This is a genomic window from Streptomyces sp. NPDC051018, assembly GCF_044456085.1.
Classification (GTDB): domain Bacteria; phylum Actinomycetota; class Actinomycetes; order Streptomycetales; family Streptomycetaceae; genus Streptomyces.
On sequence record NZ_JBITFN010000009.1, the window covers coordinates 105,555 to 128,297 of the forward strand.

16 protein-coding genes, 1 tRNA gene and 1 pseudogene are annotated in these 22,743 nt (G+C 72.5%); 7 read left to right on the forward strand and 11 right to left on the reverse strand.

Features of this window, described 5'->3' with window-relative positions; genetic code table 11:
* Positions 1–24: 24 nt before the first annotated feature.
* Together ACIBCM_RS17490 and ACIBCM_RS17495 are read right to left on the reverse strand one after the other, a co-directional pair.
* Positions 25–1,452 (reverse strand): sensor histidine kinase, encoded by a 1,428-nt coding sequence (locus tag ACIBCM_RS17490; RefSeq protein WP_399244041.1) that lies wholly within the window; start codon positions 1,450–1,452, stop codon positions 25–27.
* A complete protein-coding gene (locus ACIBCM_RS17495) occupies positions 1,449–2,171 on the reverse strand; it encodes a response regulator transcription factor (protein WP_399244043.1) in 723 nt (240 codons plus the stop codon). Before ACIBCM_RS17495 ends, ACIBCM_RS17490 begins: the two co-directional genes overlap by 4 nt.
* A gap of 205 nt (positions 2,172–2,376) precedes the next feature.
* Here ACIBCM_RS17495 and ACIBCM_RS17500 point away from each other — a divergent pair, with 205 nt between their 5' ends.
* Complete coding sequence (locus ACIBCM_RS17500) at positions 2,377–2,913, forward strand: hypothetical protein (protein ID WP_399244046.1); 537 nt, start codon at positions 2,377–2,379, stop codon at positions 2,911–2,913.
* A 221-nt stretch (positions 2,914–3,134) separates the two neighbouring features.
* On the opposite strand, the gene ACIBCM_RS17505 is transcribed toward ACIBCM_RS17500, so the two are convergent.
* The gene (locus ACIBCM_RS17505) at positions 3,135–4,007 is read right to left on the reverse strand and encodes a spermidine synthase (protein ID WP_399244048.1); all 873 of its coding nucleotides are present in this window, start codon (positions 4,005–4,007) and stop codon (positions 3,135–3,137) included.
* A gap of 215 nt (positions 4,008–4,222) precedes the next feature.
* Complete coding sequence (locus ACIBCM_RS17510) at positions 4,223–4,555, reverse strand: hypothetical protein (RefSeq protein ID WP_399244405.1); 333 nt, start codon at positions 4,553–4,555, stop codon at positions 4,223–4,225.
* A gap of 535 nt (positions 4,556–5,090) precedes the next feature.
* On the opposite strand from ACIBCM_RS17510, the gene ACIBCM_RS17515 reads away from it, so the two are divergent.
* Positions 5,091–6,470, forward strand: a complete 1,380-nt coding sequence (locus ACIBCM_RS17515; RefSeq protein WP_399244050.1) for a tetratricopeptide repeat protein — start codon at positions 5,091–5,093, stop codon at positions 6,468–6,470.
* A gap of 130 nt (positions 6,471–6,600) precedes the next feature.
* Here the strand turns inward: ACIBCM_RS17515 and ACIBCM_RS17520 are convergent, their stop codons facing one another.
* From ACIBCM_RS17520 to ACIBCM_RS17535, 4 genes and pseudogenes are all read right to left on the reverse strand, one after another.
* Positions 6,601–7,932, reverse strand: a complete 1,332-nt coding sequence (locus ACIBCM_RS17520; protein WP_399244051.1) for an AAA family ATPase — start codon at positions 7,930–7,932, stop codon at positions 6,601–6,603.
* A complete protein-coding gene (locus ACIBCM_RS17525; RefSeq protein ID WP_399244053.1) occupies positions 7,929–9,515 on the reverse strand; it encodes a hypothetical protein in 1,587 nt (528 codons plus the stop codon). Before ACIBCM_RS17525 ends, ACIBCM_RS17520 begins: the two co-directional genes overlap by 4 nt.
* 320 nt (positions 9,516–9,835) lie before the next feature.
* Positions 9,836–10,957, reverse strand: a pseudogene (locus ACIBCM_RS17530) (hypothetical protein); the annotation flags it as partial.
* Positions 10,869–11,894, reverse strand: a complete 1,026-nt coding sequence (locus ACIBCM_RS17535) for a phosphatase PAP2 family protein (protein ID WP_399244054.1) — start codon at positions 11,892–11,894, stop codon at positions 10,869–10,871. The pseudogene ACIBCM_RS17530 and the gene ACIBCM_RS17535, both read right to left, overlap by 89 nt.
* 285 nt (positions 11,895–12,179) lie before the next feature.
* Here ACIBCM_RS17535 and ACIBCM_RS17540 point away from each other — a divergent pair, with 285 nt between their 5' ends.
* The 4 genes from ACIBCM_RS17540 to ACIBCM_RS17555 all read left to right on the forward strand — a co-directional run bounded on the left by ACIBCM_RS17540 (position 12,180) and on the right by ACIBCM_RS17555 (position 15,104).
* Complete coding sequence (locus tag ACIBCM_RS17540; protein ID WP_399244056.1) at positions 12,180–12,785, forward strand: histidine phosphatase family protein; 606 nt, start codon at positions 12,180–12,182, stop codon at positions 12,783–12,785.
* Between the two features lie 915 nt (positions 12,786–13,700).
* Positions 13,701–14,039: a hypothetical protein gene (locus ACIBCM_RS17545; protein WP_399244058.1), complete on the forward strand. Its 339-nt coding sequence runs from the start codon at positions 13,701–13,703 to the stop codon at positions 14,037–14,039.
* A 341-nt stretch (positions 14,040–14,380) separates the two neighbouring features.
* Positions 14,381–15,040, forward strand: coding sequence for a bifunctional DNA primase/polymerase (locus tag ACIBCM_RS17550; RefSeq protein WP_399244060.1), 660 nt, complete (start codon positions 14,381–14,383; stop codon positions 15,038–15,040).
* Positions 15,031–15,104, forward strand: a tRNA-Lys gene (locus tag ACIBCM_RS17555). The genes ACIBCM_RS17550 and ACIBCM_RS17555 overlap by 10 nt, the downstream gene beginning before the upstream one ends.
* A gap of 173 nt (positions 15,105–15,277) precedes the next feature.
* On the opposite strand, the gene ACIBCM_RS17560 is transcribed toward ACIBCM_RS17555, so the two are convergent.
* Positions 15,278–16,480, reverse strand: a complete 1,203-nt coding sequence (locus ACIBCM_RS17560; protein ID WP_399244062.1) for a M6 family metalloprotease domain-containing protein — start codon at positions 16,478–16,480, stop codon at positions 15,278–15,280.
* Positions 16,481–17,202: 722 nt separating this feature from the next.
* On the opposite strand from ACIBCM_RS17560, the gene ACIBCM_RS17565 reads away from it, so the two are divergent.
* A complete protein-coding gene (locus tag ACIBCM_RS17565) occupies positions 17,203–19,014 on the forward strand; it encodes a putative bifunctional diguanylate cyclase/phosphodiesterase (protein WP_399244064.1) in 1,812 nt (603 codons plus the stop codon).
* Between the two features lie 262 nt (positions 19,015–19,276).
* Here ACIBCM_RS17565 and ACIBCM_RS17570 read toward each other — a convergent pair whose 3' ends face one another.
* Both ACIBCM_RS17570 and ACIBCM_RS17575 read right to left on the reverse strand, forming a co-directional pair.
* Positions 19,277–20,959, reverse strand: a complete 1,683-nt coding sequence (locus ACIBCM_RS17570; RefSeq protein ID WP_399244066.1) for a glycosyl hydrolase family 18 protein — start codon at positions 20,957–20,959, stop codon at positions 19,277–19,279.
* A gap of 504 nt (positions 20,960–21,463) precedes the next feature.
* Entirely contained in the window at positions 21,464–22,552 is a 1,089-nt protein-coding gene (locus ACIBCM_RS17575; protein ID WP_399244068.1) for an LLM class flavin-dependent oxidoreductase, read from the reverse strand.
* Positions 22,553–22,743 lie beyond the last annotated feature (191 nt).

The window sequence follows — 22,743 nt, forward strand, 5'->3', positions numbered from 1 at the left end:
GGAACGGACCGGGCGGATTCCGCGTCAGGAGACGGGGTCGTCCAGCCGGCCGCGGCGCCCGGCGGGGATCAGCGTACGGCGCCGGTCCGAGCCCCGGTGGCCCCGGCGCCGTTCATCGCGTCCGCCGCCGCGCGGATCGAGCCCGAGCCAGATCCGTACCTCGGTGCCGCCCAGTACCGAGCTTCCGATGCGTACGTCACCACCGGTCGACTCGGCGACCCGGCGCACGATGTCCAGGCCGAGCCCGGTGGAGCCGTCACGGCCGCCGCTGTTGCCGCGGGCCATCGCGGCGGCCGGGTCGGCGATGCCGGGACCCGCGTCGGAGACGAGCACGATGACCGCGTCGTCGCCGTTGTGGACGTCGACCGAGAAGGCCGTGCCCTCGGGGGTGTGGCGGAAGACATTGCCCAGCAGCGCGTCGAGGGCGGCCGCCAGATCGGGCCGGGCGACCGGGATGCGTACGGGACGGTCCACTCCCGCGATCCGGACCGTGCGGCCCTCGTCCTCCGCGAGCGCCGACCAGAACCCCATGCGCTCGCGGATCACCTCGGAGGCGTCGCAGCCCGAGCCGGAGCCGACCGCCGTGGTCTGCGGCTTGGCCTCGCGCGCGGTGCGGATGATGGTGTCGACCTCGCGTTCCAGCTGCTCGACGGCGGCCCGGGTCTGGTCGGCGGCGAGCCCCTCCCCGAGGGAGGCCGCGTTGAGCCGGAGCACGGTGAGCGGGGTGCGCAGCCGGTGGGAGAGGTCGGCGGCGAGTTCCCGCTCATTGGCGAGGAGCTGGACGACCTGGTCGGCCATGGCGTTGAAGGCGATGGCCGCGGACCGCAGTTCGGTGGGCCCCTCCTCGGGGACGCGTACCCCGAGCCTGCCCTCGCCCAGTTCCTGGGCCGCGCCCGCGAGCCGCTGGGCGGGCCTGACCATACGGACACCGAGCCGGTCGGCGACGGCGACGGAGCCCACGATCAGGGCGATACCGACGCCGGCGAGCATCAGCCAGGCGGTGGTGACACCCCTGCTGAGGTCCTCGTCGGGGACGAACACCTCGACCACCGCGATGTCGTCCGCGTTGATCGCGATGGGCTGGAGCAGCGCGGACCCGCCGGCGACCTTGGTGGTGGAGGCGCGCGGGACCTGCTCGACGAGGTCGAGGTCGGCGCGTGAGACCCTGCGGGTCCCGATCTCCACGGGCCGGCCGCCCTGCTCCTTGGAGGCGGGGATGTGCACGGCCATCCGGTTGGCCGCTCCGGCCAGGGTGGACTGCATGGCGTGCTCCAGCGACGCCCGTTCGACGCTGATGGAGAGGGTGGGGCCGATCGCGGCGGCCTGGCGCTCGGCGTTGGAGAGGGCTCTGTCGCGGGCCATCTCCTTGATGACGAGCCCCAGTGGTACGGCGAAGGCCAGTACGACCATCACCGTGACCGCCAGCGAGACCTTGACCAGCGCCCATCTCATGGTTGATGTCCTCGTAGGTGTTCAGGTTGACCTGTGGGGGGTTCGAGCTTCACTCCGACGCCTCGGAGGGTGTGCAGATAGCGCGGCCGGGCCGCCGTCTCCCCGAGCTTGCGCCGGAGCCAGCTCAGATGGACGTCGATGGTCTGGTCGTCACCGTAACTCTGCTGCCACACCTCGGCGAGCAGCTCCTTGCGGGGTACGACGACGCCGGGCCGGCCGGCGAGGAAGGCGAGCAGATCGAACTCACGGCGTGTCAGATCGAGTGGGGAGCCGTCGAGTTCGGCCTGTCGGCGCAGCGGGTCGATGGAGAGCCCGCCCACCTGGATCACACGTGACGGCGGGGCCTCCCCGGCCGAGGCGCGCGACCGGCGCAGTACGGCCGCCATCCTCGCGGACAGATGCTCCACGGAGAAGGGTTTGGTCAGATAGTCGTCCGCGCCGTCGTTGAGGAGGCGGACGATCTCCGTCTCGTCGTCCCGCGCGGTCGCGATGATCACCGGTACATCGGTGATGCCCCGCAGCATCTTCAGCGCCTCGGCCCCGTCCAGATCGGGCAGCCCGAGATCGAGAATGACCACGTCGAACCTGAAATGAGCCACTTCGCGCAGCGCTTCCAGCGCCGTGCCGACACTCCGTACCGTGTGGGACGCCTCGGTCAGGTGCCGGATGAGCGCGGAACGCACGAACTGGTCGTCCTCGACCACGAGCACACTTGCCATGGGCGGCACCGTACGCCATACGGAGTACAAAGGGCGCCACTCGCAGTGCTTCATCGGTCACCGTCTCACCATGCCTCTCATGGTCCGGATCGGCCCTGGCCGCACGGAAGTCGCGGACGATCCGGAGCAGGTCGGTCCCCCTTGGGACAGGCGCGGGTCGGGTGGTGCAGTATGGCCACTGATGCGTAGAGGACTTGTACATGCCATGGCGTGGTCGCTGTCCACCGGAGCGGCTGTCACGCTGTCATGGTGGGGCGTGCACACCGTGATGTCCGGCACCGCCTATGACCGGCCGCGTGCGGTCCCGATCAATCCGAACACCCCGACCAAGCAGGCCAAACCGCAGGTCTCCGAGACCCATCGGCCGCCCGCCAAGTCGGCGCAATCCAGCCCCTCGAACACCTCCGGCGCCACCAGGACCGACCGGCCGCGGGCGTCCGCGTCGAGTGAGCCGCCCAGCAGGAAGCCCAAGCCGCCCGCCGCCCCGCCCGCCACCCCCGCGCCCGCGAAGCCCGTGGGGACGATGAAGGGATACACGGTGGACGGCGGCCGGGCCGTGTTCAACGTGGGGCGGACGTCGGCGACCCTGGCCTCGGCGACGCCCAACGCGGGCTGGGAGGTGGCGGTGTGGGAGGAGCCCCAGTGGATCCGGGTGACGTTCACCAAGGACGGCCGTGAGGACTCGGTGTTCTACACCTGGAACGGGACCCCGCCGAGGGTGCAGTTCCACAAGTCCCCCTGACGGCCCCGGACCCGGTCGGTGACCTGATCTAGTGCTGTGACCGGAGAGGTTCACCGGCCCGAGACGCCCTGCACGGCTCCCCCTGGGCCCGGCGGCCCGGAGGTACCCCCAGCCGCGTTGCCGGACCGCGCGAGTACGGCGAGTACGAGCTGCGGACCTCCGCCCTGCGCTGCACCGCACCGGACGCCGCGGGCCCACGGCAAACCCTTCCGGCCACAGCACTAGCGGAAGGCCGCCGGAGGGGGTGCCGGGGAGGGACGGGCGCTCGCGTCGGTGACGGGCGCCGCGCCGCCGGTGAAGTCGATGAGGGCCCTGCCGTGCTCGACCCGGCCGGGGTGGGGGTCGCCCGCGACCCTGCGGGTCAGCTCGGCGACCGGCAGCGGGACATCCGAGGCGAGCAGTACGGCGTTCCCGAAGCGCCGCCCGCGCAGGACTGCCGGGTCGGCCGCCAGCGCCAGTTCCGGGAAGACGGTGGCGGCGGTGGCGACCTGGGCGCGCAGATGCGCCAGCGGCGGGCCGTCGGCGACGTTCGCGGCGTAGTACCCGCCCGGCCGCAGCACCCTGCGGACCTCGGCGAGGAATTCCGTACTGGTCAGATGCGCGGGGGTACGGGCTCCGCCGAACACATCCGCGATCACCAGATCCGCCCAGACGTCCGGCACCTTGGCGAGCGCCGCCCGCGCATCGATGGACCGTACGCGGATCCGCGCGTTCGGGTCCAGGGGGAGGTGTGTCCGCACCAGTTGGACGAGGGCGGCGTCGATCTCGGCGATCTGCTGGGTGGAGCGGGGGCGGGTCGCGGCGATGTAGCGGGCGAGCGTGAACGCGCCGCCGCCGAGGTGCAGGGCGTGCAGCGGGCGGCCGGGCGGCGCGGCGAGATCGGCGGCATGGCCGAGGCGGCGCTGGTACTCGAAGGACAGATACGCCGGGTCGTCGAGGTCCACATGGGACTGCGGGGCGCCGTCGAGGAGCAGCGTCCAGGCACGGGGGCGCTCGGGGTCCGGATTCAGCTCGGCGGTCCCGCCGTCGACCTGTGCGACGACGGGTCCGGGGCTCTGGGCGCCGCCACCGCGCCGCCGCCTGCTCTTCGCCACCAGGCCATTATCGGCGTACGCGGAACGTTTCGCCCCGCGGGGGCTTCCGTGACTCCGTGGCTTGCGTGACCTCCGCGCGGTTGCTTCCTTGCGATCGCCTCCGTACGGCCGGGCCTCGGCGGCTCCCCCGGGGGCGGGGAGGTGCCCGCACGGGGCCGGGGGCGGCGGGGTGCGGTTGGCCGGGGCCGGTCGGGGTCCTGCGCCGGTGGCGGCGGTCAGCTGCAGCCGTCCGCGGCCTCGATCAGCCGGGCCGCCTCGTCGAGAGCCTCGCGCAGGACCTCCGGGTCGGTGACGCGGTCCCCGTCGTCCGGCGGCAGCAGCCAGCCGCTGCCGCGCACGGGGGGCTCGGCCGGGATGCGCAGCCCCCGGCCCGAGGTCTGCGTACAGGCGCTGCCCGGCATGTCCCAGCCGTCGGCCGTGCCGGGCGGGACGAGGAAGCCGAGGGTGTCGCAGGAGCCGTCGTGGAGGACCGGCCCGACGGCCGGGGCTGCGGTACGGCGCAGGATGTCGACCGCTTCGAGGCCCTGGCGGGTGGGCACGGTCACCAGATCGCAGGGGCCGGGCGCGGGGGCCGTTCCCCGGTCCGGGGCCGGTACGGATGTGGTGGCGGGTGCGGATGTGGTGGCGGGTGCGGCGGGGTTACGGTCCGCGCCGGGTGCGGGTGCGGGGCCACGGTCCGGGGCGGGCGCCGGGACCGCGGGGGCCGCCGGGAGGGCGGAGGGCCCGGTGGCCACCGCCGGGGCCGCGAACGCGGAGGCGGCGGCCGCGGTGGGCGCCGTCGGCGTCAAGGCGGTCTCAGATGTCGCAGGCGTCCGGGCGCCGCCGTTGGCGCTGGTCTCCATGCCGACCTCCAACAAGGGGATCCCCTCCTTGCTCAGGATGAGACGACGGATCGCGCCTCCAAGGAGTTCAACGCCCGCCCCCGTCAAGGGCAACGGCGCCACACCGCCGCAAAGGATGGCAGTTCATGGCAGATCAGGGGCGAGATGCCCCTTTCATCGCCAAAGGTCGGGTGAACGGCCCCTCGCAGCCGGTACGTTCGTGCCTCGCCGAGAACACGGCAGCACCAGAGAGGGCTCGGCCATGGCGTCGTCGTCACAGGCATCACGGGCAGTTCCCAACCTCGCCTTCCGGCGGCTGCGCGGTCAGCGCTCCCCCGGAGAGTTCGCCGCGGCCGTACGCAAGGCGGCCCGGGAGATCGGCGAGCAGGTCTCGTGCGACGCCCGCTATGTGGGGCGGGTGGAGGCCGGTGAGATCCGCTGCCCCAACTACGCCTACGAGCGGGTCTTCCTGCATATGTTCCCCGGTCTGACTCTGGCGGACCTCGGGTTCGCCGCGCGGGAGCAGGTACGGAGCCGGGGGCGGGCCCGGCGGGCCGTACCGCGTCCCGTCCCGGAGGCGCTCGGCATCCCTGACAGCGACGGCGACGAGGAGAACGACGTGCTGCGTCGCGCATTCATGACGGGCGGTTCCGCCACGGTGGCGACCGCGTCCCTGGGGTTCGGGTTCGGGTCCGTACTGGACACCCCGTCCGGTTCCGTGCCCTCCCGGCGCCGTGTCGGCGAGACGGAGGTGGCGGCCGTCGAGGAGGCGGTACGGCGGATCCGGCTGCTGGACGACCGGCACGGGGCCGACGGGCTCTACCACCGGGCCGCGCAGCCGCTGCGGGCCGCGTACGCGCTGCTCGACTCCGGAGTCACGGCCCGTGCCTCGACCGGGGACCGGTTGCAGTCGGGCGCGGGCGAACTCGCCATCTCCGTCGGCTGGCTGGCGCACGACTCCGGCCGGCTGGACGACGCGAGGTCGCACTACGCGGAGGCGCTGGCGACGGCGCGGGTGTCCGGCGACCCCGCGCTGGAGGCCCACGCCTTCTCCAATACGTCCTTTCTGGCCCGGGACTCCGGGCGGCACCGCGAGGCCGTCCGCGCGGCGCAGGCGGGCCGGCGCGCGGCACGGGATCTCGGGTCCCCCCGGCTGCTGGCGCTGCTGACGCTCCGGGAGGCCGGGGGGTGGGCGGGGCTCGGGGACCGTACGGGGTGCGAGCAGTCGCTGGGGCAGGCGCACGGGTACTTCGGGCGGGGGTCGGCGGGGGCGGATCCGGAGTGGATGTCGTTCTTCGGCGAGCCCGAGCTGGAGTTCCTCCAGGCCCAGTGCTGGGCGAAGCTCGGCGAGTGGCCCCGTGCGGCCCGCCACGCCCGGCGCGCGGCCACGCTCCAGGACCGCCGCTTCACCCGCAACCTCGCCCTCTACCGGGCGGAACTCACCACAGCCCTCGCCCACGGCGGCGCTCCGGACGAGGCCGCGTCCGCCGGCCACGAGGTCCTGGACCTCCTCGGCGGGGTCCAGTCCTCCCGTATCCACGCGATGCTGACCTCCGCGGCGGATGTGCTGGAGAGCCACCGGGGCGTTTCGGGCGTCACGGGCTTCCTCACCAGGTGGGAGGACGTGTCGGCCGAGGCGTAGGGAGCGTCCGCCGCGACTCGCCAAGAGGGCATACGGGTCGGGGCCCGCGAGGGGAGCCTGCGATTGGGCCACGGCGTCGTGGCCCACGCCACTGCGCGGTCTTGTTCTCGCAGGCGTCCGATCCCGTGGTTCACGGGCGCCAGTTCACGCGGTGCTCCGCCAGCCGGGCCAGCACGGCATGATTCGCCTCCCAGCCGTCCGGGAACTTGACCGTGACCCCGAGGCTCACCGGCTCCGTCGAAGGGTGCTCGTCGAGGAGTTCCGTGACGCCCGCCCGGCAGATGACGATGCACGCGTGGCGATGACGGGACGCCAGCACACACAGCCGCCCGGTCTCCAGATGGAATGCCGTGGCGTCGGGCCGCCCCGAGAGGGGGTGGAGTACGACGGTGAGATCGAACTCGCGGCCCTGGAGGCGGTTCGCCGTGTCCACGGTGACGTCGGTGACTCCCAGCTCCGCGAGCGCCGCCCGGACCGCCGCCGCCTGGTCGCGGTGTGCCGTGCCCACGGCGACGCGGTCCGCGGTGACGGGTGCCTGCTCCCCGTCGGCGGTGCTCGTGGCGGCGCCGCCGCGGTCGAGGACACGCCGGACGACCCGTGCCACCGCCCGTACGGCCTCGGGATCGGTCCGGGGCGTACGGCGCGCGGGGAGTTCCAGCAGGCCCCAGCCCGAGTCCGCCGCCTCGTCGATGACCCGGTCGTGCGCCGAACCGTCGGACGCCACACCGAAGGTGAGCCGCCGGTCACCGGGTCCCGTACCGCTGCGGAAGGGCGTGTACGGGTAGAACGCGTCCGAGACGAGCGGCGCGGCCGACGCCGGCAGCCGCCATGACACCGGCAGCCGGTGCTGCGGCAGATCCGGGTTGTGCGCGAGCAGTGTCGAGACCGCGCTCGCGGACGGGTCGTACGACAGCCCGGCCCACTGGTCCGCGCCGACGATCGAGAACGGGTCCAACTGCCCCGGATCACCCACGAACAGGGCTCGTTCGAAGAGGCCCGCGACCGCGAGGAGCGCGTCGGAGCGCATCTGGTACGCCTCGTCGACAATGGCGTGGCCCCAGGGCTCGACGCCTTTCACATGCGCCCATTTCGCGGCCGTGGAGATCACGATGTCGAGCCCGGCGAGATCCCCGGCCCTGGCGGACGTCCGTACGCCCGGCAGTTCGTCGAGCGCCTTGTCGTAGGGGTCGGGGTCATTGCTGTGCAGCCGGCCGACGGGCAGCTCGGGGTCCTTCTCGGCGAGACGCGTCACCAGATCGTCGACCTGGGCGTTCGTCTGGGCGATGACCATCAGGGGGCGTCCGGCCGCGGCCAGTTCACGTGCCGCCCGGACGACGAGCGTGGACTTCCCGGCTCCCGGCGGGGAGTCCACGACGACTCCCCTGGACGTCCCGTGCAGGGTGTCGGCCAGGATCGCGCCGGTGGCGCGGGCGGCCTCCGCCGCGGGGTCGAAACCGGTCACAGAACGTCCTCCGGGGTCACGGGGTCCGGGTCCTCCGCGGCCGTGCCGGGCGGCCCGCCGTGGGTCCACGGCGTGTCCTCCGGGTCGGGCAGCTTCGGCCCGCCGCGCTGGTCGTGCTCGAACAGGGTCCAGGCGATCCGGTCGCCCTCGGCCGGTACGGAGCCCTCCGCCGGGTCCTTGCCGCGGCCCATGCGGTCGGTGAGCCGCAGGACCAGGACTCCGTCGGCCTCGTACCGTACGAACGCGGCGGACTGCGGTTTGCCATCCAGCGAGCGGTAGACCTTCGCCCCCTCCTCCAGGTGCGGGCGATCGTCGGTGCGGACGGTGAGCAGCGGCCGGGGCGAGGGCCGCTTGGACTCGGACCAGGCCATGACGACCTCGGTCACCTCGCTCCGGAACGCCTCGCCCGCGAGCCTGCGCCCCGCCAGCACCAGGGGGTCGTCCAGCGCCTCCTGTGCCTCCAGCTGGGCCTGGGCGGTCTCACGCGCGGCGAGCTTCCGCGCGGCCGTCACGGCGTCGTCGCGGCGCGGCTGCGGGGGTTCACCGGCCCGGACGCGGTCGCGGTGCGCGGTGAAGGACCAGCGGTCGCGGGTCCAGCGGTCGGCGACCCGGGAGCCCGCGGGCAGTTGTCCCAGCAGCTCGACCGCCCGCCACACGGCGTGCCAGGTCGGCTCCAGCTGGGTCAGCAGCAGGCGCCGTATCCCGCGCTCGGCGACGGTCAGTGCACCGAGGGCCGCGTCCGCGTCGGCACCGTCCTCGGCCGCGCCCAGCCGTGCGCGGGCCCGGTCGTACTCCTCCACCGCGGGGGCCAGCAGGCGGTTGTCGAACGCGGGATCCGTGGCCGGTCCGGCCGGGGGACAGAGCAACTGCCCCTGCGCGTCACGGCCCAGCTCCGCCCGGAGCGCCGCCGCCGCGCCGGACTCGCCGGGCCGGGCCTCGACCCAGGCCAGCAGCGCGCCCAGATGCTGGTCCTCCAGCGAGGACTGGCCGGTCGCCCAGTGCCGGTTGAGCAGATCGGTCGCCGCGAGCAGCAGGGACGAGCCGGGGACCCGCGCCCGCTCTCCGTAGTGGGTGAGCCAGCGGCCGAGGAGCGGGACTCGCGGCGGCGCGGGATAGGCGGCGTCGGGGTCCTGCTCGGCGGTACGGCGGAAGCGCATCGACCGGCCGAGAAGACGTACGAACTCGATGCCGGCCCGGCCCGGGACGATCAACTGCGGGGCGTCCGCGCACAGTTCGGCCTCGACCTTGACGCGCTTGCCCGTCTCGGGGTCGTCCTCGTTCCGCTCGATGAGCTCGATGTCGTCGGCGTAGGTGTCGAGATACGGCAGTACGGCGTCGGCGAGCTGCGCGAGGAAGGCGAACCGCAGCTCGCGGTCGCGCGGCTGCGCCACGGTCAGCAGCCGGGGTGCGTCACGGTCGGTCCCGACGAGCGCGCCGAGCGGTGCGCCGGCCTCACCGGCGGTCGTCAGCGGTACGAGTACGAGGGGGCGTTCGGCGAGATGGCGGTGGCGGACGGTCGCCAGGGGCTGGGCGCGGCCGGACTCGACGGCTTCCAGCCGGGCGAGGGTGGAGATCAGCGACATGGCGCCGCCGTGTCGGTGGGGAGTGCGGTGAGCGGGTGCGCGGGGTTCGCGGCCTGCGGGGCGTGGGCCGGACGGGGTCCCGGGCCCTGCTCCTCCGGAGGCGGCGGGGCCTCCGTGTCGCCGGGGGCTTTCCTCCCGGGCGGCGGAGGGGCTCCGCTGCCCGGGGTCCGGTCGCCCTGGTTGAGGGGGTGGGTGCCGGCCGTCCCGGAGGACGGGGAGCCCGCCGTCCCGGGTTCCCTCTGGCCGATCAGGGAAAGGCCCTCACCGGACGAGGAGGAAGAGGAGCAGGGCGAGGATCCGGGCTCCCGGTGGGGGTGGGCGGCCAGGGCCTCGGTGCGCAGAGCGGCGGCCCTGCGGAGGGCCGTGACCGTGGGGTCGGTGGGGTCACCGGAGGCACCTCGCGCGGCGGCGAGCACATCGGCGACGGTCGTCAGCCCGCCCAGCTCACCGCGTACCGAGCGGCCGAGGGCTTCGACGGCGCCCTCGGCCCGGGCGCGGGCACGGCAGTGGAAGGCCAGCTCGCAGGCGGAGAGGCACTCGGGGGCGTAGGCCGCCGAGACCGATTCCACCGCCGCCGTCAGGTCCTCGGGTGAACGGTCCAGCTCGAAGGTGGCACCCGCCGGCAGCCCGGCGGCGATGTCCTCGATACGGGTCAGCCGGGCCAGCTGGCGCCGGGTGACCGACAACTGCTTGCGTACGTCGACGACGGACGCGGTCGGAAGGTTGGAGAAGTCCTTGGGGCAGACCAGCAGCACGCTGTGGTCGACCCGCGCGTCCTTGGTGCGCGCGGCCGTGTGCTCCAGCGCCAGGACGTAGACCGCGGCCTGGCGCGCGGCGGCGCCCACTTTCGCCGCGTCGGCGGAGGTGTCGATCATCGGGAAGGACTTGATCTCCACGACCGTCCAGCGGCCGTCGGGGTGGACGACCACCGCGTCCGGCTCCAGATACGCGGGGGAACCCGCGACCTCCAGCGCGAGCAGCGGATGGTCGAGCAGGGTCCAGTCCCCCGCCGCCGTCGCCTCCCGCAGCGCCAGCGCCGTACGCGCCGCGCGGCCCTCGGGACCGGCCGCGGCGAGATCGGGGACGCGGAAGCCCGCGCCGCCGTCCACACCGAGGAGCCGCATCAGCTCCGCGCCGCCGTCGGACTTCACCCGCGCCTCGAAGGCATGGCCCCGCATAAAGGCGAACTGCGACTGGCCGAAGGCCCCGGGCGAGCCCAGGGCCGCCGCGAGCGCCGCCTTGTCCACCCCGGCGCCGTCCAGCAGCGCGCGCCTTTTGCACCCCGGGTTGGCCGCGAGTGCGGCCAGCGCCCGCGCGTCCAGCGGCCGGGGGCGCACGGCGGGGCCGCGCAACTCAGCGAGCCGCTGCCGCAGTGCTGTCGTCTGCGCCTGCGGACGGAGTGGGGTCTGCGGAGGTGGTCCGCTGTCCAGGGATTCGCTCACCCGTCGAAGTCTGGCATCCGGCACCGACAATCGGGGACTTGGTGCCGGAGACGGCCTCTCCGGTCTCCCTCGTTCCGCCGGGGAGGCCCCGGTTGACACCCCCGCCGACGGTCCCGGCGGCGGTTGCGGTGGCCGGTCCGGCGGCGGTCCCGGCGGCCGGTTCGGCGGTGCGGCCGGAGAACCGGGCTCCGGCCCTGGCGCGTACCCGGTCGGCGAGCCGCAGCGCGGGACGCGTCAGCAGCGCGCCCGCGCCCATCACGGCGACCCCGGCCACCGCGTCGAGGAAGTAGTGGTTCGCGGTCCCCATCACCACCAGGGTGGTGATGAGCGGATAGGCCACGGCGAGCGTACGCAGCAGCGGAGTGCGCCCGTGCCGCCACAGCATCACTCCGCACCACAGCGCCCAGCCCACATGCAGGCTCGGCATGGCCGCGTACTGGTTGGTCAGCCCGCCCATGCCCCGGGGCGCGCTCGCCTCACCGCCCCACCAGCCGTACGAGCTGTACTGGGCCATCGTGTCGACGAAGCCGTGCGTGGCGTCCAGGAGCCGCGGCGGGCAGGTCGGGACCAGGGTGAAGCCGACGAGTCCGAGGAGGGTGGACAGCATCAGCCAGGTGCGGGCGGCGCGGTAGCGCAGGGGGCGGCGGCGGAAGAGCCAGATGAGGATGGCCGGGGTGACCAGATAGTGCAGTGACGCGTAGACGAAGTCGGCGGGGACACCGAGGGCCGGGATCTCGGTGAAGAGCCGGTTCAGGGGTGTTTCGGCGTCCAGGAAGAGTGCCTTCTCGGCCCGGAGGATCGCGAGGCCGTTGTCCACCGCGGTCGACACATCGCCGCGGGCGAGGAGCCTGCCGGCCGAGTACGCGAGGTAGACCACCGCGATCAGCAGCAGCTCGGCCCACCAGCGTGGGCGACGGACTGTGGTGGAGTACGGCATCCGAACGGTCCCCCTCGTGCTCCGGCGGTCGGCGGCCACCGGTCAACCGTACGGTGTAAGGGGCGGCGCTCGGGCAGCGGGTACCCGACCTAGGGATGGACGCGGCGATCGCCGGGAAGGTTGCCTGGGGCGCGGGTGGCCGACGGGGCGGGTGGGGTGGCCGGAAAGCTCCGTGGAGCGGTGAACGATGATGAAGAGGCACCGACCCGGTGATTGCGTGACTCAAGCGACCCCGGTGACCGATGGATACCGATCGGCCCGGCGAACCCCAGGGAGATCCCGTACATGGCACCGCGCATCGTCCTCGTCCGGCACGGCCAGACCGAATGGTCCCTGCTCGGGAAGCACACCGGGCGGACGGACATCCCGCTCCTGGAGGAGGGCCGGCGCGGCGCGAAGCTCCTGGGCGAACGGCTGCAGAGGGGCCCCTGGTCGGGGCTGCCGGACATGGAAGTGCGGACCAGCCCGCTGAGCCGGGCGTCCGAGACCTGCGAGCTGGCGGGATTCGGGGCGCGGGCGACACCGTGGGACGCGCTGATGGAGTGGGACTACGGGACGTACGAGGGCCTGACGACGCCGGAGATCCGGGCGGCCAGCCGGCCCGACTGGGTGATCTGGCGGGACGGGGTACGGGACGGTGAGGCGCTGTCCCAGGTCGGGGCGCGGGCGGACGAGGTCATCCAGTGGGCGCGGTCGGCGGACCGGGACGTCCTGGTCTTCGCGCACGGGCATGTGCTGAGGGTGCTGGCGGCGAGGTGGCTGTCCTTCGAGCCCTCGTTCGCGGCGAGGATCCAGCTGGATCCGGCGTCGCTGTCGGTCCTGGGCTGGGCGTACGGGGAGCCCGCGGTGGAGCGGTGGAACGATACGGCGCACCTGGAGGCGGGGGCCTGACGGTCCGCCGCCGCGGTCGTCCCGGGGGCCGCGCCTCAATCGCCGGCGGGGCTGATGGTGAGGCCCCGCCCTCCGCGGGTTCCCCGGGGCGGGGCGACCGGGGCCCGCGCAACCTGACCAGCCCGGCCGCGCCCGGCCCCCTCGGCCGCAGCAACACGACTCAGGCCCTTGCGGGGCTCCGCCCCGAACCCCGCGCCTCAAACGCCGGCGAGGCTGAAAATCACGCCCCCGCCCACCACGGGGCCCCGGGGCAGGGCACCCCAGACCCCGCACACCCTGACCAACCCGGCCAAGCACAGCCCCCTCGGCTCCAGCAACACAACCCGGGCCCCTGCGGGGCTCCGCCCCGAACCCCGCGCCTCAAACGCCGGCGAGGCTGAAAATCAGGCCCCCGCCCACCACGGGACCCTGTGCTTTCCAGCCCACCCGGCGATCGAATTCAAACCCGCCCCGGGGAGAGCCACCCCCACCAGCAACGGGCACACCCAGGCCGTCCGGCGATTGAGGACGAACCTCCACCCCGGGCCAGGGCAACCCAGCAAAACCCTCACCCCCACAACCGCACCCCCACCAGCAACAGGCACACCCAGCCCGTCCGGCGATTGAGGACGGACCTCCACCCCGGGCCAGGGCAACCCGGCAGAACCCTCGCGGCGGTGGCCGCTCCCCCACGCGCGGAGGGCACACTCAAGCCCGTCCGGCGATTGAGGACGGACCCCCGCCCCGGGCAAGGGGCACACCGGCAGAACCGTGCAGGCGATGACCGGGAATTCCCAGCCCGTCCGGCGTTTGAGGACAGCCCCGTACCCCCACCGCCCACCACACCAGACGCCCTCTTGCGCGCAGCGCGACAATGGACGCGCAGTCCGGTGATGTGGGCCGGGGCGTGTGGAGAGAGTGCGGGAGGAAAGACAGATGGCGGAACCCGAGCCGCGCGTGCGGAAGCCGCGGCCCGCGGCGTTGCTGTTCGAGCCGTCGGAGGCCGCCGCGGATCCCGAGCATTTCTTCGGGCTGGACGGAATCGAGGACCCGAGGGAACTGCTCCACCGCGCGACCGAGCTGACGCTCGCGTTCCGCGCGGCCACGGACCGGTCCGTGGAGTTCCAGGCGCTCGCCGCGGCACAGCTCGCCGATCCCCGGCGGTTCGACCGGCTGACGCCGGCGGACATCGCCGAGCGCGCGGGATGGACCGCGGACTACGCGAAGAAGATGATCGAGTTCGGCCGGGGGCTGCTCCGCGACGCCACCCCGTAGGCACACCGGGGTACCCGCCGCCGTTTCCGGGGTACCGGGGAACCCCCGCACCGCCCCGGAACCTCCCGCCACGCCGCAGGCACCCGAGGGGCACTCACCGAAACCCGTAACGCCAACCCCGCCCCGCGACACTCCTCCGCACCGCTCGCCACCCGCGGAGCCGACCCCGCGGTGCGACCCGGGCCGGAACCCCCTCACCCGGGGAACGTATGCACGAATCTGCCAGGCAACATCACATCTGGCATATGCCGGTGCGCAAGATACCCCCTCCCACCCCACCCTGTCCCGATTTTGCCGAACACTCTGGAACGATCACGTTACGCCCGGTAGATGTAGATCCCATGAGTGCATGGCTGAGGAACGACCACCTGCTGACCGCCGGCGACGAAGACCGCCGTACCGACCTCTTCACCCTCCTGAAGGAGGAGAGTGAGCACCGCGTCTCGCAGGTCACCGCCCCCGGCGCCGACTGGCTCGCCTCGGCAGGAACGTATCCGCGCTCGACGCTGTCGCTCTGGGAGACCCGCCCGACCGCCCCGGCCGTACTCCCCTGCGGCACGGTCTTCGACATCGTGAACGTGCCCTCGGTCTTCGGCCGCCAGATGCTCGACCGGCTCTGGGAGGAGGGTCCGGGGTCCGGGCCCGTCGCCATGCACCGCGGGCGGATGCTGATCTTCGCCGTACCGGGAACGGCCTCCCGGCTGCCCGCCCTGCTGGAGTGGGAGGAGTGGAGCGACTCCGTACCCCCGCTGCTCTGCCACGGCAACGGGGACGCCGTGACGATTCCGCCGCTGACCGAGGACACCACCGGGGAACAGTCCGCCGGCCCCCGCTGGCTGGTCGCCCCGGACACCCGGCACCCCTGGCTCCCGGGGCCCGAGGTACTGCTCTGGGCGTGTGTGCGCGCGGCCCGATCGGCCTCCACCGCGAGTGTCCGGGTATCGATTTTTCCTCCCGCCGAGCAGGATGCTAAGGTCTACGACGTCAGCAGGCGCCGCTAGCTCAGTTGGTTAGAGCAGCTGACTCTTAATCAGCGGGTCCGGGGTTCGAGTCCCTGGCGGCGCACAGACGAAAGAAGCCCCTCGCGTGAGCGAGGGGCTTTCTTGCCTGTCCGGACCGCCCGGACAATCCGGGCCGGAACCATCTGACCGCCTCCGGCCCGGCGCGAGCGGAGGCCGTACGCCACGACCGCCGGCGAAGCCCCCGGCACCGGGCGTATCAGGTGGACCGGGTGGAGACTAGGCCGTCGTGATCTTGACCGTCCAGGCGCCCGTCCTGGTCCGGTCCGCCACCTCGATCCGCGTACGCTCCCCGGACGCCCCCGCCAGCGTGAAGGTCTCGCCGACACCCAGCGGCGCGTCCGCCAGCTGCGGATACACCGACCGGTCCCAGCACGCCCCCGTCCTCGGGTGGGTGTCCACGACCTCGACGGGACCGCCGCCGGAGGCCGCGTCCGCCCGGACCCGGTAGAGGAGTACCCCCTCGGTGCAGGTCGTGCCGTCGTTGCCGGTCGCGGAGCGGGCCTCGATCGCGAGCGCGGTGTCCGCCCCGGTGCGTACGACCGCGAGGCGGGTGCCGAGGCTCCCGCCGGGCATCGGGGCCGCGCCCACGGGCTCCAGGGTGAGCAGTTCGGGGCGGGTGACACAGCGCACGGCCCGGCTGTCCAGCCAGCCCAGCTTCCACTTGTGCCAGGCGAAGAGGTCCGGGGCCATGCCGAACTGGCTGCCCATGACGTCCCAGTCCCCGACATAGGTGTCCCAGTCGCCCTTGCCGTCCGTCGGGCGGTGGTAGAGGTCCGGCAGGTCGAAGACGTGCCCGGTCTCGTGGGCCAGCACATTGCGGTCCGGCGGGTGCTGTTCGAAGACCGTGACGACCCGGCGGACCTCGGTGTCGTCGTAGGTCATCGGACGTTCGAAGTTGACGACCTTCGTGGCGTCGGAGTCCACGCCGGGCGCGTCCGGATCGGCGACCAGATAGACGATGTCGTACCGCGAGAAGTCGACCTTCCGGTCGGCGGCCGAGAGCGCGTCGCGCAGATAGGCGCTCCGGTGGGAGGGCTTCCAGTCCCGGCTTATCCCGTACGCGGTCGACGGCTTCGGCATCCTCACCCAGTCGCGCCGGGGATGCGGCCGGAGGGTGAACTTCCCGTACGAGGCGCGCTCGAAGAACTCGCTGGTGGCGGGGAAGTGGTCGGCGGCGAGCCGGGCCGGGGAGCTGCGCGGGACGGCGTCGGGGAACGACAGGAAGACCATGACCGCGTCGAGGCCGTCGTCGGGTTTCGGATACGAGGTGTTCCAGGTGTCGAGGCCCAGGGAGTGGTGTGCGGGCGAGCGCGGGAGCGCGCAGGAGGACGACGAGGTCCTGGCCTCCGCGGGGCCGGCGACGAGGGACGTGGTGGCGAGCGCCATCAGGGAGGTCAGGGCCGCTGCGGTGCTCCGCACCCGGCCGCGCTCCCCGCCCGTGGCACGCGGGCGCCCCCGGCCGTCTCCCCGCCCCCCGGCGCCCCGGGCACCCCCGTGACCGCCGGAACCGGAACCGGAACCGTACAGACGCCCGTGTGCCACTCCCCCGGGTGTTCCCGCGGGTGACTGCTGACGCTCCACGTAGACCTCCGGCTGCGGAATGGGAGACACCTCCACCACCTTGTGATGATTTAGAGGCGTACGTCCTGTTCCGCTGCACCAGTCGGGTGACCGGGCCGACATCGGCCCGACACCGAGCCGAGATCCATGGGCGGCCGGCGGGCGTTCCGGGGACTCACAGAACGCCACAATCGATCAGGACGGAACGAGACCGGCCCAGACCCGCGAAGCCCCTCGCACAGACCCGCGCAGAAACGATCGCTCAAAGTGCGCCGGTGAGATGCGCCAAGGTGGCGAAGGTGGAACGGCCGAGGGGGCAGCCTCTATGATCGGCACACTTTCCCCGGTCCGTTTCCTCGACTTTCCCCAGATTTACTCAGCTTCTCTCAGTCTTCTTCGACAGTTTCTTGCTTTCCTGGACTTTCTCGGGCTTCTCAGGCTTCCTGGACCCTCTCCGGCTTTCCGGGCCTTCTCGGTTTTGCACCTCGACATCCGGAATGGTCACGGTGCCCGATCTTTTCCGACCACATCTGTACGGCTGTACGCCCCTGTACGACACAACTGCACTGCGGGAGTGAGCGGTGAGCGGAACCCCCGACGGAACTGGGCCCGCGCGAGCGGCGGTCCCCGGCAGGACCCGGCCGAGGATCACGGAGCGTCAGGGCTGTTCGCCCGCCGAACTGCGCGACCACCGGGCCGCGTTCAACGCGGCACACCTCCCGATGGCGGTGGTCGACCACAACGGCCTGGTCGTCAGCGCCAATACGGCCTTCACCACCCTGTGCGGCACCGACCCGTCCGGGCTGCCCGCCGCCGAACTCACCGGGCTGGCGTCCGACCGCCGCACCTGGCAGGCGTACCGCGACGCGCTGTCCGGACGGCGCTCCCGCTTCCGCTGCACCCGGCGGCTGAAGCACTCCGACGGACGTACGCTCTGGGCCGAGATCACGATCACTCCACTGCCCGACGACCGGGCCTCGGGCCGCCGGGTGCTGCTCTCCGTGGTGGACGTCAGCGACCGCCGTGAGCTGCGCGCCCGGCTGCGCCATCTGGAGATGCACGACGCGGTGACCCGGCTGCCGAACCGCGCCCTCTTCTTCGAACGGCTCACCGCGGCCCTGGACTCCTCCGCGTACGGGCAGGGCTCCACCGGCCGGATCGGGCTGTGCTACCTCGACCTCGACGGCTTCAAGGCGGTCAACGACACCCTCGGGCACCGGATCGGCGACCGGCTGCTCGCCGCGGTCGCCGGACGGCTCACCGAGTGCGCGGACAGCGGCGGTCTCAGCCATGGCGGGGGACATCTGGTGGCGCGGCTCGGGGGCGACGAGTTCGCCGTCCTCGTCGAGGACTCCACCGGTACGGAACAACTGGCCGATCTCGCCCGCACCCTGCTGGCGGCGCTCCAGCAGCCGTTCGACCTGGACGGACAGCGGCTGTCGGTGTCGGCGTCCATCGGGGTGGTGGAGCGCACGGTCGCCGGGACGACCGCGACCCGGCTGATGCAGGCCGCCGACACCACGCTGTACTGGGCGAAGGAGGACGGCAAGGCGCGCTGGACGCTGTTCGACCCCGAGCGCAACGCCCACCGGATGACCCGCCAGGCGCTCTCCTCCACGCTGCGGCCGGCCGTGGAGCGGGGGGAGTTCGCCGTCGAGTACCAGCCGCTCGTGGGGCTCGCGGACGGGGTCACCCGGGGGGTGGAGGCGCTGGTGCGCTGGCACCACCCGCAATTCGGGACGCTTACGCCGAATCGGTTCATCTCGATTGCCGAGGAGGACGGCTCCATCGTCCAGCTGGGCCGCTGGGTGCTGCGGACCGCGTGCCGTCAGGCCGCGCAGTGGCTGCGGGACCACCCCGGCAGCAGGCCGGTGTTCGTGAGCGTCAATGTCGCCGTACGCCAGGTCTGGGACTCGGACCTGGTGACGGATGTGGCCGAGATCCTGGCGGAGACGGGCCTTCCGCCGCGGCTGCTGCAACTGGAACTGACCGAGTCCGCGGTGATGGGCTCGGCGGGCCGCCCCCTCCAGGCGCTCCAGGCTCTGAGCGACATGGGCGTGCGGATCGCGATCGACGACTTCGGCACCGGATACTCGAACCTGGCGTATCTGAGCCGGCTGCCGGTGTCCGCGCTGAAGCTGGACGGGGCGTTCGTACGGGGTTTCCAGGACGAGGCGCATGCGAACCCGGCCGACGAGACCATCGTCGAGGCCCTGGTGCAGCTCGCGCACCGGCTGGGGCTCACGGTCACGGCGGAGTGCGTGGAGACCTCGGGGCAGGCGGCCCGGCTGCGGCGGATCGGCTGTGACACCGGGCAGGGCTGGCTGTACTCCCGGGCGGTGCCGCCCGACCGTATCGCGGAGCTGATCGGCCTCACCGCGCTGCCCGCCTGAGCCGGGAGCCGCCGGGGCCGCCTCGGGGGCCGGGCACAAGGCCGGGCACAAGGCCGGGCACGAGGTCAGGCACGAGGTCAGGCACGGCCCCCCGGAGCCCGTACGCCCCCGGGACCTGCCCGGCTGGACCCGTCCGACCGGGCACGCTGGATCCAATGGAACCGCCCCCGCCTGGAGAAACTCCGGGCGGAGGCGGTGTTGTGGGGGGATCGCAGTGGTTCTCGGGTGGTGCGGGACTCAGCCGTCCCTCATCCGGGCCGGTTCAGCAGGCGCCCTGGTCGCGCCAGACTCCCCATTCGCCCGTGGTTCCGGGCTCCTCGCCCTGCGTCCACCACTGGGCCTTCCAGAGGCGGCCCTTGTGGGAGACGACCGAGCCGGAGTTGTAGGTGTCGGAGGCCTTCCACGGACCCGTGGTGCAGCCGGGCTGCGGGTCGGTCGGGGACGGCTTCGGGTCGGTCGGCGACGGAGTGGGGTCCGTCGGGTTGGGGCTGGGCTTGGGGGTGGCCCCGACCGCGGCGACGATCTCGTTCAGCAGCGTGGTCTTCTCGTCCAGACCGAGCAGGGAGTACATCATCGCTCCGCCGAGGCCGCGGCTCTTGGCGTAGTCGGCGCGGGCGGTGATGGCACGCTTGTCGAGGCCGGTGAAGAACTCGCCGTCCTTGTAGAAGTACGCGGACTTGGCCTCGTCGTCCCAGAAGGTCGTCGCCGGGTTGTCGACGATACCGCCCAGTTCCTTGTAGTTGGCGATACCGGCCGCCTGGCTCAGCGGACGCGGGGCGCTGCCGCCGGTCGCGGTGCCGCCGAGGCCGTTCTTCGTCCCGGCCGGGACGCCCTTCCAGCCGCGGTAGTAGAACTCGTACCCGAGGGTGAGCTTGCCCGCCGGGAAGCCGCCCGCGATGCCGTAGACGGGGTCACCGTCGATCCAGGCGTCGACCGCGTTGTCGATCGAGTACTTCTCGGTGCCCGGCGCGATCGGGTCGGTCGGGTCGGACGGGGGCGAGTTGAGCGGCGACTGGTGGTACGTCGGGCCGTCGCCGTCCCAGGCACCGTGCATGTCGTACGTCATGATGTTCGCGTAGTCGAGGTACGCGCCCACCTTGTCCGTCTCGATGTACTTGATCTTGTCCTGGCCCGCCGGCATGGCCGCGGTCAGCAGGTACTTCTTGCCGCCGTTGGCCGCGCCCTTCGCGTCGAGCTGCTTGCGGAACTCGGCGAGCAGCAGGGTGAAGTTGGCCTTGTCCTCGGGGCCGTAGTGGTTGCCGAGGTGGCCGCCGTTCGAGCCGGGGTACTCCCAGTCGATGTCGATGCCGTCGATGATCCCGGCCGCCGTGCCGGGCCCGCCGAAGCCGTCGGCCTTGGGCAGGTCGCCGTCGATCCACTGCTTGATGCAGGACGAGACCAGCTTCTGACGGCTGGCGTCGGTCTTGGCCGCGTCGTGGAAGTACTTGGAGTAGGTCCAGCCGCCCAGCGAGATGTTGATCTTCAGATGGGGGTGCTTCGCCTTCAGCTTCTTGAACTGGTTGAGGACGCCCACGATCGGCTGGTCCCACTTGTCCGCGACGCCGTCGACGCTGTCGGCCGCCGAGAACGACTTCTGGTAGTCGGCGTAGGAGTCGCCCGCGCCGTCACCGGCGTTGGGGTTGTTGTCGTCGCCCGCCGCCTTGTTCGCCTGGAAACAGGTGAGGTCGGTGGGGTGGATGTTGCCGAACGAGTAGTTGATGATGTCCAGCTTCTCCGCGATGCCGCGGGTGTCCAGATGCTTGGGGTAGAAGGCGTTGCCGTACACGCTCCACTGGTCGTAGTACGCGATCTTCACCCCCGAGGCAGCCGGCGCGGCGGCCTTGCCCGGTGTGCCGGCGTTTCCGGTGGCGGCGAATCCGGCGATGACGCCCGCGGCGAGTGCCACGGTCGACACTGCCGCGATCAAGGGTTTACGGGAGCGCACGAACTGCCTCCGGGAGTGGGGGGACTGGGTCCGGCCCATGAGAAACGTGGGCCGGAGGAAAGGAATAGCGATCCGGCCACCACCGCGTCAATGGTCTCGACCAAACGTGGACTAGACCAATTCAAGGAGGAAACAGCTCGTCAGAGAGTTTCGATGAGAAAGATGAAACGCCCCTCACCGTAAATGACGAGGGCTTTAAGCAGCGTTTAAGGGGGCTTTAAGGCCGGAACGAACCAGCCATGCGCAGGTGCCGGTGGTGAACCACCTGCGAGAACTCCGTCGGGGCTCCGGGCCGGGCCACCCACCGCCCGGGGCCGGGGCGCCCGCCGCCCGGAACCGGGGAGCCCGTCCCGGAGCGGCGGACGGGACTCATCCGCACGCCGGTCCGGGCCTGCCCACGAGTCCGTTCGGGCTCACCCGCGCATCGGTTCCGGACTTGCTCACGGGTCGGGTCGGGTCAGGTCAGGTCAGGTCGGGTCGGACTCACCGCGCGCCGACTCGGAACTACTCGCGAGTCAGCTCGTAGGCGTCGGCGATGAGTTCATAGCTCCGCAGCCGTACCTCACCGCTGTGCGCCTGAGCCGTAATCATCAACTCGTCTGCCCCGGTGCGCTTCTGGAGCCCGTCGAGCCCCTCCCGTACGGCATCCGGCAACCCGTGGACGATATTGACCAGCCAGCCCTCCACGAACTCCCGCTCCAGCTCGCTGAATCGGTACGCCTCCGCCTCCTCGGGGGAGGGGATCAGCCCCGGGCGCCCGGTCCGCAGCCGCAGCATCGAGAGAGCGCCCGTCATCACCTGGCGCCGCGCCTCGCGCTCGTCGTCCGCCGCTAGCGCCGCCACCCCGATCAGTGCGTAGGGAGCGTCCAGCAGGGCCGAGGGGCGGAACGAGTTCCGGTACAGCTCCAGCGCGGGCTCGGTGTTCTGCGCCGAGAAGTGGTGGGCGAAGGCGAACGGCAGCCCGAGCGCCCCCGCGAGCCGCGCGCTGAACCCGGAGGAGCCGAGCAGCCAGACCGGCGGACGGCCGGCCGGTCCCTGCACCGGCCCCGGCACGGCATGGATCCGGGCGTAGGGGTGCCCGTCGGGGAAGTCGTCGTCCAGGAACCGGGTCAGCTCGGCGACCTGCTGCGGAAAGTCCTCCGCGCCCTCCCCCGCCCGCTGGGTCCGCCGCAGCGCGGCGGCCGTGGCCCCGTCCGTCCCCGGCGCGCGCCCGAGCCCGAGGTCGATACGCCCCGGGGCGAGCGCCTCCAGGGTGCCGAACTGCTCGGCGATCACCAAAGGCGCGTGATTGGGCAGCATCACCCCGCCCGAGCCGAGCCGGATATCGGTGGTGTGCGCGGCGAGATGGGCGAGGATCACGGCGGGCGACGACGAGGCGACCCCGGGCATGGAGTGGTGCTCGGCGACCCAGTGGCGGTGGTAGCCCCGGCTCTCGGCGAGGCGCGAGATCGCCACACTGGTCCTCAGCGCACCGGCGGCGGTGTTTCCCTCACCGACGGTGACCAGGTCCAGCACGGAGAGAGGCACGGGGGCGGAGCCCCGTACCGTGCCTCGGACGGGGTCGCTGGGGGCGCCCTTACTCGTGTCGTCCACCGGTTCAGCCCTTCGTGCGCAGGGAAGCAAACTACAGCAGAGAATAAACGGGAGGTAACCTCCGCTTATTCCCCGTTCTTTGCCCCCTCGTTCCCGGGCCATTGCCCCCGCCTGCCACGCCCTTTGCCCGGGGAGCCCGGGCTCCGGGTCCGGGGTTCCCCGAGGCCGTCTCGTTTCCGTCCGCATACACG

Bases quoted from the DNA above. Each gene is read 5' to 3' on its own strand.
- ACIBCM_RS17535 (WP_399244054.1), bottom strand. From the start codon at position 11,894: ATGCCGTACTCCACCACAGTCCGTCGCCCACGCTGGTGGGCCGAGCTG.
- ACIBCM_RS17490 (WP_399244041.1), bottom strand. From the start codon at position 1,452: ATGAGATGGGCGCTGGTCAAGGTCTCGCTGGCGGTCACGGTGATGGTC.
- ACIBCM_RS17515 (WP_399244050.1), top strand. From the start codon at position 5,091: ATGGCGTCGTCGTCACAGGCATCACGGGCAGTTCCCAACCTCGCCTTC.
- ACIBCM_RS17495 (WP_399244043.1), bottom strand. From the start codon at position 2,171: ATGGCAAGTGTGCTCGTGGTCGAGGACGACCAGTTCGTGCGTTCCGCG.
- ACIBCM_RS17540 (WP_399244056.1), top strand. From the start codon at position 12,180: ATGGCACCGCGCATCGTCCTCGTCCGGCACGGCCAGACCGAATGGTCC.
- ACIBCM_RS17500 (WP_399244046.1), top strand. From the start codon at position 2,377: ATGGCGTGGTCGCTGTCCACCGGAGCGGCTGTCACGCTGTCATGGTGG.
- ACIBCM_RS17525 (WP_399244053.1), bottom strand. From the start codon at position 9,515: ATGTCGCTGATCTCCACCCTCGCCCGGCTGGAAGCCGTCGAGTCCGGC.
- ACIBCM_RS17550 (WP_399244060.1), top strand. From the start codon at position 14,381: ATGAGTGCATGGCTGAGGAACGACCACCTGCTGACCGCCGGCGACGAA.
- ACIBCM_RS17545 (WP_399244058.1), top strand. From the start codon at position 13,701: ATGGCGGAACCCGAGCCGCGCGTGCGGAAGCCGCGGCCCGCGGCGTTG.